The organism is Pseudoalteromonas sp. 1_2015MBL_MicDiv (assembly GCF_002407505.1).
Classification (GTDB): Bacteria; Pseudomonadota; Gammaproteobacteria; order Enterobacterales; family Alteromonadaceae; genus Pseudoalteromonas; species Pseudoalteromonas fuliginea.
In genome coordinates, this window is sequence record NZ_CP012737.1 from 2,103,537 (window position 1) to 2,118,488 (window position 14,952).

At 36.7% G+C, this 14,952-nt stretch carries 13 protein-coding genes; 4 read left to right on the top strand and 9 right to left on the bottom strand.

From position 1 onward, the window contains the following. Positions 1-139: 139 nt before the first annotated feature. From AOR04_RS09530 to AOR04_RS09540, 3 genes are all read left to right on the top strand, one after another. Positions 140-1,426 carry a citrate synthase gene (locus tag AOR04_RS09530; RefSeq protein ID WP_007375747.1) on the top strand — a complete coding sequence of 429 codons (1,287 nt, stop codon included), beginning with the start codon at positions 140-142 and terminating at the stop codon, positions 1,424-1,426. A gap of 125 nt (positions 1,427-1,551) precedes the next feature. Next, positions 1,552-2,778, top strand: a complete 1,227-nt coding sequence (locus tag AOR04_RS09535; RefSeq protein ID WP_096794113.1) for an aminotransferase class V-fold PLP-dependent enzyme — start codon at positions 1,552-1,554, stop codon at positions 2,776-2,778. Between the two features lie 33 nt (positions 2,779-2,811). Then, complete coding sequence (locus tag AOR04_RS09540) at positions 2,812-3,228, top strand: SufE family protein (protein WP_007375745.1); 417 nt, start codon at positions 2,812-2,814, stop codon at positions 3,226-3,228. On the opposite strand, the gene tcdA is transcribed toward AOR04_RS09540, so the two are convergent. The 7 genes from tcdA to AOR04_RS09575 are packed head-to-tail and all read right to left on the bottom strand — an operon-like array spanning position 3,225 to position 10,707. Next, positions 3,225-4,043, bottom strand: a complete 819-nt coding sequence (gene tcdA / locus AOR04_RS09545; protein WP_096793187.1) for a tRNA cyclic N6-threonylcarbamoyladenosine(37) synthase TcdA — start codon at positions 4,041-4,043, stop codon at positions 3,225-3,227. The two genes, AOR04_RS09540 and tcdA, sit on opposite strands and share 4 nt — an antisense overlap. Beyond that, entirely contained in the window at positions 4,044-4,724 is a 681-nt protein-coding gene (locus tag AOR04_RS09550; protein WP_096793188.1) for a TIGR01621 family pseudouridine synthase, read from the bottom strand. It abuts the gene before it with no gap. Beyond that, positions 4,721-5,482, bottom strand: a complete 762-nt coding sequence (gene kdsB / locus AOR04_RS09555; protein ID WP_096793189.1) for a 3-deoxy-manno-octulosonate cytidylyltransferase — start codon at positions 5,480-5,482, stop codon at positions 4,721-4,723. Before kdsB ends, AOR04_RS09550 begins: the two co-directional genes overlap by 4 nt. After that, positions 5,470-5,667: a Trm112 family protein gene (locus tag AOR04_RS09560; RefSeq protein ID WP_007375741.1), complete on the bottom strand. Its 198-nt coding sequence runs from the start codon at positions 5,665-5,667 to the stop codon at positions 5,470-5,472. Before AOR04_RS09560 ends, kdsB begins: the two co-directional genes overlap by 13 nt. After that, entirely contained in the window at positions 5,657-6,637 is a 981-nt protein-coding gene (gene lpxK, locus AOR04_RS09565; protein ID WP_096793190.1) for a tetraacyldisaccharide 4'-kinase, read from the bottom strand. The genes AOR04_RS09560 and lpxK overlap by 11 nt, the downstream gene beginning before the upstream one ends. Next, on the bottom strand, positions 6,634-8,379 hold the full coding sequence (gene msbA, locus AOR04_RS09570; protein ID WP_096793191.1) for a lipid A export permease/ATP-binding protein MsbA: 1,746 nt from the start codon (positions 8,377-8,379) through the stop codon (positions 6,634-6,636). The genes lpxK and msbA overlap by 4 nt, the downstream gene beginning before the upstream one ends. A 60-nt stretch (positions 8,380-8,439) precedes the next feature. After that, the gene (locus AOR04_RS09575) at positions 8,440-10,707 is read right to left on the bottom strand and encodes a DNA internalization-related competence protein ComEC/Rec2 (protein WP_096793192.1); all 2,268 of its coding nucleotides are present in this window, start codon (positions 10,705-10,707) and stop codon (positions 8,440-8,442) included. On the opposite strand from AOR04_RS09575, the gene AOR04_RS09580 reads away from it, so the two are divergent. After that, positions 10,687-11,193, top strand: a complete 507-nt coding sequence (locus AOR04_RS09580; protein ID WP_033014898.1) for a DUF2062 domain-containing protein — start codon at positions 10,687-10,689, stop codon at positions 11,191-11,193. The genes AOR04_RS09575 and AOR04_RS09580 overlap by 21 nt on opposite strands. Before the next feature lie 89 nt (positions 11,194-11,282). Here the strand turns inward: AOR04_RS09580 and AOR04_RS09585 are convergent, their stop codons facing one another. Both AOR04_RS09585 and uup read right to left on the bottom strand, forming a co-directional pair. Further along, a complete protein-coding gene (locus AOR04_RS09585) occupies positions 11,283-13,025 on the bottom strand; it encodes a DUF3466 family protein (protein WP_096793193.1) in 1,743 nt (580 codons plus the stop codon). Between the two features lie 11 nt (positions 13,026-13,036). After that, the gene (gene uup / locus AOR04_RS09590; protein ID WP_096793194.1) at positions 13,037-14,950 is read right to left on the bottom strand and encodes an ATP-binding cassette ATPase Uup; all 1,914 of its coding nucleotides are present in this window, start codon (positions 14,948-14,950) and stop codon (positions 13,037-13,039) included. Positions 14,951-14,952: the final 2 nt, after the last annotated feature.

The following is a 14,952-nucleotide window of genomic DNA, read 5'->3' on the forward strand; positions in this document are numbered from 1 at the left end:
TACATATATGCATAATGTTTATAAAAATTGACTTTACACCCCTCTTTCACGTTAAAATGCGAAGATGTGCTTAAAACAGATTTCAGAACTTTAAAAATCTAAAAATCAGAATAGATATCTTAATAGGAGATACATAACGATGGCAGATAAAAAAGCCACAGTCCAAATTGATGGGCTAGATCCAATCGAACTTCCAATTTATCAAGGCACTGCTGGCCAAGATGTAATCGACGTCCGTACGTTAGGTTCACATGGTCACTTTACTTATGACCCAGGTTTCATGTCGACTGGTTCTTGTGAATCTGCAATCACCTACATTGATGGTGGTAAAGGCATTTTACTTCACCGCGGTTACCCAATCGAACAATTAGCTGACGACTCAAACTACATTGAGTTATGTTATTTACTGTTAAATGGTGAATTACCTTCTAAAGAGCAATACGAAGTTTTTAAGAATGAAATCACTACAAGCACTATGCTTGACGAGAAGATTGCTAACTTTTTCCAAGGTTTCCGCTTTGACGCTCACCCAATGGCAATGCTTTGTGGTGTAGTGGGTGCGTTATCATCTTTTTATCATGAAGACCTTGATATTACTGATGCAGAACAACGTAAAACAAGCGCAGTTAAGCTAGTTGCTAAGTTACCAACTATTGCTGCAATGGCTTATAAAACAAACATCGGCCAACCGTTTGTATACCCACGTAATGATTTAAGTTATGCAGAAAACTTCTTACATATGATGTTCTCTGTACCTGCTGAAGAATACAAAGTTAACCCTATAACAGCTAAAGCAATGGATAAAATATTCATGCTTCATGCTGACCATGAACAAAATGCATCAACGTCTACAGTACGTCTTGCAGGTTCATCTGGTGCTAACCCATACGCTTGTATTGCTGCTGGTATTGCTTCTCTTTGGGGCCCTGCTCACGGCGGCGCTAATGAAGCATGTTTAAACATGTTAGAAGAAATCGGTTCTGTTGACCGTATCGATGAATATGTAGCAAAAGCTAAAGATAAAGCTGACCCGTTCCGCCTTATGGGCTTTGGCCACCGTGTTTACAAAAACTTTGACCCACGCGCTACAGTAATGCGTCAAACGTGTCATGAAGTTTTAGCTGAGCTTAATATCCAAGATCCATTGCTTGATATTGCAATGAAACTTGAGAAAATCGCGCTAGAAGACCCGTACTTCGTAGAGAAGAAACTTTACCCTAACGTAGATTTCTACTCAGGTATTATCTTAAAAGCGATTGGTATTCCAACAAGCATGTTCACTGTTATTTTTGCAATGGCACGTACTGTTGGTTGGATCACTCACTGGGACGAGATGTTATCTCAACCTGGTCATAAGATAAGCCGCCCTCGTCAGCTTTATACTGGTTACACTGCACGTGACTACGTATCAACTGATAAGCGCTAATCCGCTTTAGTATTGTTTGAATATTTTAAAAGGCCGCTTTGCGGCCTTTTTTATTATTTGTTACTTGAGAATAATAAAAAAGTGTCTACAATTCTCGCCTTAAAATGACTACATTGATGAAGCTAATGACTGTTTTAAAGTTTGACATAAATAAAATTCGAAGTGACTTCCCTACCTTAAATCAAACTATAAACGGCTACCCGCTTGTTTATTTAGACTCAGCTGCAACCTCGCAAAAGCCTCAATCAGTTATTAATGCAATTACTGAGTTTTACACTTCTCAAAACGCAAATGTACACCGTGGCCGTCACTCGCTCAGCGAACAAGCTACTAATTTATACGAGCAAGCACGAGATAAAATGGCTCAGTATTTTAATGTGTTCAGCCACGAGATTGTTTGGACAAAAGGCGCTACAGAGGCAATAAACTTGGTCGCTAACGGCTTAAAAAAGCGTTTAGATAAAAGTCATACCATAATGATATCTCCACTTGAGCATCATGCAAACATAGTGCCTTGGCAAATAGTGAGTCAACAAACAGGTGCTAAATTAGTATCGCTGCCGCTTAATAAAAACGGCACACTAAACACACAAGAATGCTGTGAATTTATAAAAGAAACAGAACCTGCCTTATTAGCTATTACACAAGCATCGAACACACTCGGTAATATCACTGATTTAATGCCACTAATTGTAGCTGCAAAAGAGGTGAATTCACTTGTTTTAGTCGATGGTGCGCAAGGTGCACTGCATTTAAAACCTGATTTACGGGAATTAAACTGTGATTTTTATGTCTGCTCAAGCCATAAAATGCTTGGTCCAACAGGCTTAGGTGTACTTTATGGTCGATATGAGGAATTAAACGCCTTAGATATATATCAATCAGGCGGTGAAATGATCGATAAAGTATATTTAACCCACAGTACTTATCGCCCAGCACCTGCAAAATTTGAAACCGGCACACCGAATATTTCCGGCGTTTTAGGCTTTAGTGCTGCATTAGACTATTTAAATGAATTAGACCACGGTAAAATTCAGCGCTACGAGCAAAAATTATTTAATTATGCAGCAAAAAAATTGGTAATGATTGAGGGTATTACAATATATAGCAACCTAACTGACAATATTGGTACGCTCTGCTTTAACTTTAAAAATGAGCATCCTTACGATTTGGCAACTTTACTTGACGGATATGGGGTTGCAGTAAGGAGCGGACACCATTGTACACAACCTTTAATGGCACATTTAGGCGTTAATGGAACAGTTAGAGCTAGTTTAACCTTTTACAATACCTTTGAAGATGTAGATATATTTATCCATTCGCTTAAAAAATGTATCGCTTTATTGGATTAAACGTCACTTTAATAGAATTAATTAGGATAACTCATGACAAATACGTTTAAAAAAGTCACTGAATCTATAAAAAATGCACCCGCTTGGCAGCAAAAATATCGTGAAATAATGCTGTTGGGTAAAACATTACCTATATTACCAGAATCGCTGAAAATTGATGATGCCCTTGTACCAGGCTGCGAAAGTAAAGTGTGGATGTTTGTAGAGTTTGATTTAACAGAGAGCTCTTTAGTCGTTATAGGTGACTCAGATACACGTATTGTAAAAGGCTTACTAGCCTTAATATTAGCGCTGTATAACGGTTTAACACCAGAGCAGGTAATTAAAATTGATGCGTATGAAGAGTTTGAAAAATTAGGCTTAATTAGTCACTTAAGCCCTTCTCGTGGCAATGGAATTAAAGCCATGATTGAAAAAATAAAAACCATGGCACAACAAAAAGTGCTCTAAGCTCTATCACAATCAAGCGTTGTAAGTAGACGCTGCTTTTTATCCAAATATTTTCGAACAGCTTTTGCCGCAACAAAAAAGCCGAAGCTTCCTGTGATCATAGTCACAGATCCAAAACCATTATTACAGTCCATATTCATCGAGCCATCAGCACTTTGCTTAGCATGACATACACTGCCATCGCTTCCTGGGTAAACCAATTGCTCTGTTGAGTAAACACAATCAATATTGAACTTACGCTTAGGGTTATTACTAAAATTATACTGCTTGCGCAAAATATAGCGCACTTTTGCAAGTAATGGGTCTTGCGTAGTTTTAGCTACATCACCAAAAGTTATTTGGCTAGGATCAGTTTGCCCGCCAGCACCACCGGTTGTAATTATAGGGAGTTTATTACGTTTACAATGCGCTATTAATGCCGCCTTTTCTTTAACTGCATCAATACAATCAATCACATAATCAAAACCTTGAATATGTTCTTGAATATTATCAAGTGTAATAAAATCATCTATTACACTAATTTGGCATTCTGGGTTAATAAGCTCGCAGCGCGCTTTCATTGCATCGACTTTAGCTTGACCAATAGTGCCCGTTAACGCATGAATTTGCCTATTTACGTTAGTGGCGCAAATATCATCCAAATCAATCAATGTTATTTTACCAACACCAGTACGCGCGAGCGCTTCAGCCGCCCAGCTTCCTACACCACCAATACCTACTACACAAAAGTGTGCTTCTTGAAGCCAATCAAACTGTTGATGACCATATAGACGTTTGATCCCGCCAAAACGTATATCTGTAACTTTTTCGCTCATTTACCAATCCAGTTGCCATGGCGATTGCCATGCTTGAAAATCTTGATGTTTAATTAACGCCAAATACTCATCACCACTATCGGGTAATAAAGTTAGCTGTATTTGTTCACCTTGCCATAAAAAGCTTAACGCATATGCATGTAAATAGGTACGATTAGAAGGCGTGCCTGAATACATTGCATCGCCAAAAATAGCTGCGCCCACACTTTTTAGTGCCACTCTTAATTGATGCGTCTTTCCTGAATAAGGCTTTAAAATATACCCTCTAAATCCTGGCTTATAACTCAGAGAATAGAATCGGGTGATTGCAGGGTTAAGTGTACTCGTTAGTAACTTAAATGAGCCACGGCGAGATTTAGCCATATCGCCTTTTATCCACCCTTGCTTCTTTTTAGGTTTAGCATCACTAATCGCTAAATAAAATTTATTAATCGCATGCTCAGTAAACATAACAGTAAAGGCGGCTGCAGAGGCTTTGTTTCTTGCTAAAATAATAAGCCCTGATGTCACTTTATCTAAACGATGAACGGCATAAAGCTTTTGCGATAATTGTTGTTCGGCTAACACAACAAAACCAGGCCCCTCTTCTGAATGAAAATTAAGACCTGCTGGCTTTTCTAAAATATAAAAATCGTTATGTGTATAAACAACGTTTAATATCTTACTTACTTGCTCACTCACACGTTTTTACTTTTAATATACGCTATCACTTTAGCTAAGTCATCGGGCGTATCGACACCTGCATGGGGAGCTATTTGAGCTTGTTCTATTTTGATTTTATAACCATGATACAAGACACGTAACTGCTCAAGCGATTCAAGCAATTCAAGTGGTGATACACTCAGTTCTATATATTGTTTAATAAAACCCGCTCTGTACGCATAAATACCTACATGGCGTTGGAACGGTGATAAATTAAGAGCCGTGCTATCATCCATCATTGTATTTCTATCAAACGGTATACTTGCACGAGAGAAATACAGGGCATTTTTATTTATATCACTCACCACTTTAACGGCATTAGGATTAAATACTTCATCACGCTCTTCAATAGCAACACTTAACGTTGCCATTGGTGCTGTTGAATCACTTAATAGTGCAGCAACTTGAGATACGTTTTCTGGTGCAAGTAATGGCTCATCGCCTTGTACGTTAACCACAATTGTATCGTTATCAAGTTCAAGTAAATCAACTACTTCTGCTAACCGTTCAGTGCCAGACTGGTGATCTTCGCGAGTCATTACTACGTCGCTAGTAAATAAACTTACTGCATCAAATACTTTTTGATGATCGGTTGCTACAATAACTTTGCTAGCCCCTGATAAACATGCTTTTTCGTAAACATGTTGAACCATTGGCTTACCGCATATATCGGCAAGTGGTTTTCCTGGTAGTCGGGTTGATGCAAAACGCGCAGGTATAACAACTACGAATTCCACTTTTCAACCTCTTCTAAAGATAACTCACGCGCTTCATTTTCAAGTAATACTGGAATATCATCTTTTACAGGATAAGCAAGTTTAGCTGCCGTGCTAATTAGTTCGTTATTTTCTCTATCAAAACGTAATTTACCCTTGCCTACTGGGCAAGCAATTATCTCGAGTAGTTTTGTATCAAAGGCCATTGAGTATTCCTTTTTCTTTTAATAATGAATTTAGTTTATTTATAACGCTATCGGTAGGTTGTGCATCTACTGGTAAATAATACCAATTAGGTTTGGCAAAGGACTGACATTTAACGGCGTCTTTTTCGGTCATTATAATGCAATCATCGCCAAACTGGACAAAATCATCGGCTGTATAAGCATAATGATCTTTAAAATGATGAGTCGATAATAACGTAATGCCTTGTGCTTCAAGTGAGTTTTCAAACCGTTTAGGATTACCAATTGCACTTATTGCATGTGCATGAGTCACTGTGTGTTTTACATCATCACTTGAATTAACTAATCGTAAGTTACTTACTTTTAGCGTGTAGCTATTATTAGCCTCACCACCATTTTCAATTACTATATCCACATTTTGTAAGCGTTTAGTTGTTTCGCGAAGTGGCCCTGCAGGCATAACAAAGCCATTACCAAAACGGCGTTCACTATCAACAATACAACACTCAATGCTACGTGGCATTTTATAATGCTGCATTCCATCATCAGAAATAATGACATCTAGCGTATAGTTATTTTCTAATAAATCGATATTGTGTTGTCTATTAGGACCAACCGCTATTGGGCATTTTAAACGGTGGTATAAAAGTACAGGCTCATCTCCAGCCTGTTGGGCGTTAACAACTGAAGTGACTAACAGCGGGTAATTATCTGATTGCCCACCGTAGCCTCTACTAATAATACCCACTGATAAACCTTGCCCGGTCAAATACTCATACAACCACAAAACAAAAGGGGTTTTACCATTGCCGCCTACACTTATATTGCCGACTACAATAACAGGCGTTTTACACTCAAACGCTTTAATTATTTTAGCGCTGTACAAGCATTTTCGAAATGTCGATACAATCCAAAACAGAGCACTCAATGGTAATAACAATAAAGTAATTAGACCAAATGGTTTATACCAACTTTGTTCTATTTTGCTCACGCCTGATCACCAAACTGCATTTTGCAAAGGGCTGAATACGTACCGTCATTTGCTAATAAGCTATTGTGATCGCCACTTTCTATTACACGACCGTTATCAATAACATAAATTCGATCACTGTTTTCAATAGTAGATAAGCGATGCGCAATAACAATTGAGGTTTTGTCTTTCATTAGCGTTTCTAACGCTTGCTGAATAAGCTTTTCAGACTCTGTATCAAGTGCTGATGTTGCTTCATCTAAAATCAAAATAGGTGCATCTTTTAATATTGCACGCGCTATAGCTATTCGCTGGCGTTGACCACCAGAAAGCATTACGCCATTTTCACCTACCATGGTGTTTAATTGTTCTGGAAGATCTTTAACAAACTCCCAAACATGCGCTTGTTTTGCTACTTGTACTAATTCGTCATTAGTTACATCATGCTTTATGCCATAACAAATATTGTTGGCAATCGTATCGTTAAATAACACGACTTGCTGAGAAACCAAAGCAAATTGGCGACGCAAATCTGTTAATTTATAATCCTTCAGGGCTATGCCATCAAGTAATATTTCACTCGGCAGATCTAAATCATAGTAACGTGGTAATAAATTAGAAATAGTTGATTTACCCGAGCCTGAGCGCCCTACTAAGGCAATACTTTCACCCGCTTTAATCGTTAGCGACAAATCGTTTAATACGGCTTCATCTTTAGTTGGGTACTTAAAGGTTACATTTTTAACTTCAATTAACCCTTTCACTTTATCAACAGCGACTGTGCCATTATCTTTCTCTACATTTTCATCAAGTATTAAAAATATACTTTGAGATGCAGAAATGCCACGTTGCATATCGCTATTAACATTAGCCAATTGTTTAAGTGGGCGCAGCAACATCATCATTGATGATATCAAAACAACAAAATCCCCAGAGCTTATAGTATCAATCATAGAAGGCATCGATACCACCCATAAAATAACAGCCATAGCACTTGCGGCGAGTATTTGAATAATAGATACACTTAAGGCTTTTGTCGCATCCATTTTAATGCGCTGCTGACGGTTATGATTATTAATTTTAGAAAATTTATTTATTTCTTGCTCTTGTCCACCAAACCCGTGAATTACTTTATGTCCGCTAAGCATTTGTTCAGAGCTACGTGTAACCTGCCCCATAGCTGATTGGATACTTTTAGAAATATGGCGAAAACGTTTCGATACAACCGCTACAATAATAGCGACGAGAGGGATGATGACTAGAAATATAAGTGAGAGCTTCCAACTGGTATAAAACATTACACCAAGTAAAAAGACGACAAAGGCCCCTTCACGTACAACAATAAGTAGCGCTTTAGTTATTGCTTGTTGAACTTGCTCTGTGTCAAAAGTGATTTTTGAAATTAAATCGCCCGTAGAGTTTTTGTCATGAAAAGAAACGGGCAAATGCAATATGTGCTCAAATAACTCTTGGCGTAAAGATCGTACAACTTGTGAACCTACATAGCTTAAACAATACGATGACATAAAATTAAAAATACCACGCCCAATCACCAGTGCAATAACAACAAATGGAGCATACTTTAATACATCGCTGTTTCGTTGGTTCAAACCTTCATCAATAAATGGTTTCATTAATTGAATAAATAGCGCGTCCATTCCTGAATAGCCAATCATTCCTATAATAGCGACGAAGGCTACACTCTTATATGCACCGACGTAAGAAATTAACCGTTTATAAATTTGTGTAGTACTTTGATCCATAACACTCTCTTCATACAATTACAGACTCTATTGTATCCTTAGGGACACTAAAACAAAACGTCAATTTTTGATAAACCAGTAACTTTCATCCTCTCGAGCCGCTTTTACTCGAACATTATCATTGTAAAATTCAATACTTATTTGTCCTTGTTGACCTGTCACATATTGAGTTGCATTTATTTTGTCGTAACGATCAACAACCTCCTCCTTCGGGAAGTGCCATTGTCCTTTGTAAGCACTAGAATGAATAACAATTTTAGGATTTACAGCACTTATAAACTCATTACTAGACGATGTATCGCTACCATGATGTGGGCTTAGCATAACGGTACTTTTTAAAAAATAGTTCTCTTGCAATAATTGCAACTCTCGTTGTTTAGATATATCACCCGTTAATAAAACACTGTGGGTTTTATCAGCAACACGAATAACGCATGAATCATCATTCTCATTTTTGAAGTTTAACGTTTTAAAGCTTTCAATTTGAAGGCCAAAAATATCTATTTTGGTTACTTTGCAAGTGTCTTGTAAGTTATGAGGATGAAATGTGGTAAAACGAGTTTCGTAGCCTGCTTTTATAAAATGATCTACACCGCCCGCATGATCGTTATCTTCATGACTTAAAATAGCTGTTGATACAGTAAGATTGTTTGACTCAATAAAGGGCAGTAAAATACTACGGGTACGACTAAAACGATTGAAATAACTAGGCCCAAAATCATAAATTAGTGCATGTTTATCTTTTTCTATTAGCACCATTAATCCATGTCCTACATCAAAAACATGTAATTGCCATTTTGGCTTATCCACTATTAAGTAGTTAAACAATATGACACTTAATGGGACACCTGCTAGCCATTTATATGGTACTAAATAAAAAATCGAAATAGTAATGTATGAAAAAACAACAACAATAGCGTCAATATTACCTATATTTAACCAACGAATATAACTAGGTATTTTCAATAGCCATTCAAATAAATAACTTAAGCCTTCATCAAAAACACTAATAATCATGCCTATATCAAGTAAGCTGCTAATAAATGTGATAATAATTAGACAAGGCATAACGACTAAAGAAAGTAATGGGATAGCAATTAAGTTCAGTACTAAACCAACTAAGCTCACGCCATTAAAGAAGTATAATGAAACTGGTAATAAACCAATAAATAAAGCAATTTGAACGACAGTTAATGCAACGACCTTATTTAGAAATGATGTATTAAAAACCGGTATTTGCTTAACAACTAGAAATATAATAACCACAGCAATAAACGAGAAATACAGCCCAGCGTTTAATACATTAAAAGGATTAACTATAAGCAGAATAACAAGTGCATATAAAATACTTCGCCAACGTAATGGTTGTTTTGCCAAAAAGTAGAGTGCTAAATAACACCCAAGCATGATTAAGGCGCGTGTAGCTGAAACTAAAAAGTCACTCAAATATACATAGATAAACGATCCAATAAAGCCAACTAGACTATAAATAACAGACAGGTTTTTAGTCTGCTTACCAGCGTATTTTATTTGTTTAAATAAAAATCGCGTAATTACATAGCAAAAACCAAATATTAACCCGATGTGTAATCCGGATATTGCCAGTAAATGGCTCAACCCCAATGATTGCATTAATTGTTTATCTGTAAAGCTCATTAACGACTTATCACCCGTTAATAGTGCATAATATAGCCATCTAAGTTTTGTATTACTGTAAGTCCTTTTTATATATTCCCTATAATTTATAAGGTGGTTGTGTTTTTTATTACGCGCAACAATAAGTTCTTTATTGAGTATTTTTCCTTTAAAAAATATTCGTTGTGTAAAAGCATATCTCTCGTTATCAAATACATTAAAATTTTTAGTACTTCGAAAGTTTTTTATAGCTATTGTTGCTTTAAAAGTATCACCAACAAAAAGTATTTGTTCAGAATTCACACTTAGCATTGCACTCGGTGCCCTAAAATATGCGTATTGAGCAGTATCAAATTCTATTATTTTTACTCTTATGTATTGAGGTTGCTTATTTGAAATTATATCTTCGACAATTAGATCAGCTGCATATGCATACTTTTCATCCTGTTTTGGGCTTTCAAAATTATAAAAAGTATAATAATGCAGTGATACACAACAAATAGCGCAAATAAAGCCTAACAATACATTTAAAAACGGCTTAAAATACAAACTCACAATAAGGACTGATATTGTGAATATTATAAATTCGAGAGTTTGATAATAAAATACGGTTGCGATACAGCCAATTACAAACCCAAGACTTATCCACACTGATGTAAATGGTTGCTTTAAATGGCTAAAAAAACGATCCAAAGATTTTTACCTGATCCAAATAAAATTAGACATCATAAATATCTAAGAATTTTTGGGCACCTTTTGCAAGATGCAAATCTTTGGCACTTAAATAGACGGTCCGCTCGAGGAGCATTTGCTGTTGGGCTATTTTTTGCTTTCATCCCTGTTCCCTTTCAAATGGTCTTAGCCGCAGCTGGAGCTATAGTATTTAGAGTTAACTTACCTATTTCGGTTGCTTTAGTTTGGCTTACAAATCCATTAACTATGCCCCCTATATTCTACGGTTCGTATTTAGTTGGTACATTAATTTTAAACCAGCCAGAGCAACACTTTGCCTTTGAACCTAGCTGGGCTTGGTTTCTAGAAAGTATAGAAACCATTGGACCCGCTTTTTTAATTGGCTCATTGGTATGCGCCTCTATCGCGAGCATAATTGCTTACTTTAGTATAGATATTATTTGGCGACGTTCGGTAGTCAAAGCGTGGGCAACACGCAACAAATAACCAAATATTTATAAGCTCTAATTACTATAGACGAAAAAAATCCCAACTTAATGAAGTTGGGATTTTTTTATGCGAATCACTTTAGTTAATTAAAAACGGAATATACGTCTTATGCCAACTAAGGGGAGTAATAATAATGTGAACCAAGGAAAGCTCGCAGAGTTACGTTCATAAACTTCTGCTTCAGGAGGTGCACAGTTTTCAACTTCACCATTAGCAATAGGAGTTAACTTTACTGCAACTGCGACACTTTCAAATTCAATATTGCCTTCAATATCAGTAACAATTCCACCTAACGAATCACGTTTTTCAACTGTTTTGGTTGCTACACCAAAAATCTCATTATTTTCGTTAATTACTTTAGCTTCAGCCATTGTATAAGCATAATTTGTCTCACCATCAGTTTCATAGCATGGTAATAAGTCATTTAGGTTGGTTATTTTATCTTCGCCAATCTTATATACAAATGCCTCTTTACGACGTGAGCTATCTGAAACACCTACCTCACCTTCCCCAACAATATAACCTTGGCTATTTATATCATTACCATAAGAACTTGAACTAGAAAAATAGTCAGTAGGAAATACCGTATTGCCTGTTGCTATATCATGATAAAAAAACTTATTTCGAAGTGTTCCTTCAATTCGTTTAATAGCATAACCCGTAATAACATCATTATTACTTATTGCTAATGCTTTACCGCCTTGCCAATCATCTTCTTGATTTATAAAATCAACTACCGCACCCTCTTTATAATAAACGGGCATGGTTAATATAATGTCATCATCTTTGTAGTATCGCGTATGCGATGAACCTACAGCAACACCATTACTATTAACCGCAAGTGCAGTACTTATAAATGCATCATCTTCAGTTTCACCTTCATCAGGTGTCAGTGCTAAACCAAGCTCTTCGACAGAAGTAATATTTAATGATTCATCAAGTTCCCATTTTACAGCACGCTTATTAAATAAGCCTCGTGATATATTAGAATTTAATAAATTAACACATACTGATATAGGTTCATCTTCATTATCACAACTATCTTCAATATTTTCTAACCTATCCGCTGGAATATCTATTGATATATTTCCAACAACCGTGTATCCGCTGTTTGTCTTTATAATATCGTTAGCACGACTTGTACCGCCATGTTCATTAAACTCAGGGATTAACGGAACTTGTAAACCATCTGCGCCAATTACGATGCCTCGTTCAATAAATTCATGAGTGAACCATGTTTCAGCTTCGTCATCTCCATCAGGAGTGAATAAAACTTTATCGTAGGGTGCACTGCCCCAACCAACTGAAACACCATCTTCGCTAACAGCATTATACAAATTCGTAGTAGAGCGCGTTAATCCATCGTAATCAACTGAAGCTATATCAAATAAAGGCTGCTCTGTTAAAGTAGAATCATTAAAATTAACGCCTATTAATGAACTTATTTTCTGATACTCAAAATTTGTAGAAATCGATGATAAAAAGCTAATCATAAAACTATGAGCGTCAGAGTTAGTCGCAACAGCATCATTGTTTTCGATATCATCAAGCGTAAAGGTAATTACTTTATCGCTTAACTCAAATGCATCTTCTGTATTACTGTAACTATTCTTGATAATACTTTCTGAAAAATCTATATAGCTTGTATCAATTGGTAAATTATATAAACCATTAGCGACACCAATAATATGGCCGCTTTCACTAACATCGGTAACGTAAGAGTGTTTAGCGTTTTCAGAAGACCCTAACTCAGTTAATTGATATGTCGCACTTATTGCTGAAGTGCTTAATGTCGCTAAAATACTGGCAGCGAGTAATTTATATTTCATTTTAGTCCTTACTACTGATTCTGTAATTCTTCAAGTTCTTCCCAGCGCTCAAGGGCAGCTTCAAGGTCAGACTCAAGTTGTGCTAAATGGTTCAATGCTTTAGTTGTTACATCACTCTCTTGTTTAAAAAAGTCTGCGTCACTCACTACAGCTTGTTGAGCTTCAATTTCAGCTTCTAGTTTTTCCATTTTATTCGGTAGTTGCTCTAATTCAAGTTTTAATTTGTAAGAGAGTTTATTTGTCTTAGCTGCAGGTTTGGCAGCTGGAGTTACTACTTTTTCAACTTTTTTTATTGGTTGTTGCTGAATTTTTTTTTCTTGTTCAGCTAAGTAACTAACATAGGCTTCATAGTCGCTATAACCACCAACGATATCTGTTACTTTACCATTGCCTTCAAATGCCCATACACTAGAACATGTATTATCAATAAATTCTCGGTCATGGCTTACAATCAGCACTGTACCTTGGTATTGATTAATAATGTCCTCGAGTAACTCTAACGTTTCAATATCCAAGTCATTCGTTGGCTCATCAAGAACAAGTATATTAGATGGTTTTAAAAACAGTTTAGCTAATAGCAGTCTATTTTTTTCACCACCAGAGAGTGCTTTAACCGGTGTACGAGCGCGTGCTGGCGGGAATAAAAAGTCTTGCAAATAACCTAAAACATGACGTGAACGACCGCCCATCATCACTTCTTGTTTACCTTCGGCAACGTTATCTTGAACTGTTGCTTCTTCGTCAAGTTTTTCACGGTACTGATCAAAGTAAGCAAATTCTAAATTAACACCTTGCTTAGTTATACCGCTATCTGGTTCTAAATCACCAAACATTAGTTTTAATAGTGTTGTTTTACCAATACCATTTGGACCTACTAAGCCGATTCTGTCACCACGCATAACAAGTGTCGAAAAATCATCAGCAATAACTTTGTCTTTAAATGCATGGCAAAGGTGCTGAGCTTCAAATACTAATTTACCAGAGCGGTCTGCTGTTTCAATATTAAAGTCAGTTTTACCAACTTGATCAACACGTTGTTTACGCTCATTACGTAGCTGCTTTAACTCTCTAACACGCCCTTCGTTACGTGTTCTACGCGCTTTAACACCTTGGCGGATCCACGTTTCTTCTTCTGCTAAACGCTTATCAAATAATGCATTTTGCGCTTCTTCTACTTTTAAATCATGCGCTTTTTGCTCTAGATAAGTCGCGTAATCACCTGGGTACGAAATAAGTTTACCGCGATCTAAATCTAAAATACGCGTAGCAACAGCACGAATAAACGCACGGTCATGTGATATAAATACAATGCCGCCTTTAAATTCTTTTAAAAACTGTTCAAGCCACATGACACTTGCCATGTCTAAATGGTTTGTCGGCTCATCTAGTAGCAATAAATCAGGCTCACTTACAAGTGCACGCGCAAGTGCCACTTTGCGTAACCAACCACCAGAAAGGGACTCAAGTTTAGCCTCTGGCGTTAGTTCTAATTGTGTTAAGACTAATTGAATTCGGCTATCAAAGCGCCAGCCATCAGCGGCTTCAAGTTGGTTTGATAAACGTTCAAGCTTGTTTAATAACTTATCAGTACACTGTGTTTGCAATTCGTTACTAACATGATGAAAGTCAATGAGTAAGTTAGCAATTTCTGGCATACCTTGCGCAACGTAATCAAATACTGTTCCACTTGCACCTTTTGGTGGATCTTGCTCTAAGCGTGAAATTCGTATTCCGCCAAGCTGATTTATTTCACCATCATCTAAAACAACTTGGCCATCAAGTACTTTTAATAACGTTGATTTACCCGCGCCATTTCGGCCAACCACACACACTCTTTCGCCACTTTCTATAACCGCATCTGCTTTGTTAAGCAAAGCATGTGTACCAAAAGCAAGTTGTGCTTTTAAAATTCTAATTAAATCCATAG

Excerpts from the sequence above, each read along its gene's own strand:
- AOR04_RS09530 (WP_007375747.1), top strand. The coding sequence starts at position 140 with ATGGCAGATAAAAAAGCCACAGTCCAAATTGATGGGCTAGATCCAATC.
- AOR04_RS09535 (WP_096794113.1), top strand. The coding sequence starts at position 1,552 with ATGACTGTTTTAAAGTTTGACATAAATAAAATTCGAAGTGACTTCCCT.
- AOR04_RS09540 (WP_007375745.1), top strand. The coding sequence starts at position 2,812 with ATGACAAATACGTTTAAAAAAGTCACTGAATCTATAAAAAATGCACCC.
- tcdA (WP_096793187.1), bottom strand. The coding sequence starts at position 4,043 with ATGAGCGAAAAAGTTACAGATATACGTTTTGGCGGGATCAAACGTCTA.
- AOR04_RS09560 (WP_007375741.1), bottom strand. The coding sequence starts at position 5,667 with ATGGCCTTTGATACAAAACTACTCGAGATAATTGCTTGCCCAGTAGGC.
- msbA (WP_096793191.1), bottom strand. The coding sequence starts at position 8,379 with ATGGATCAAAGTACTACACAAATTTATAAACGGTTAATTTCTTACGTC.
- AOR04_RS09580 (WP_033014898.1), top strand. The coding sequence starts at position 10,687 with ATGGCTAAAAAAACGATCCAAAGATTTTTACCTGATCCAAATAAAATT.
- AOR04_RS09585 (WP_096793193.1), bottom strand. The coding sequence starts at position 13,025 with ATGAAATATAAATTACTCGCTGCCAGTATTTTAGCGACATTAAGCACT.
- uup (WP_096793194.1), bottom strand. The coding sequence starts at position 14,950 with ATGGATTTAATTAGAATTTTAAAAGCACAACTTGCTTTTGGTACACAT.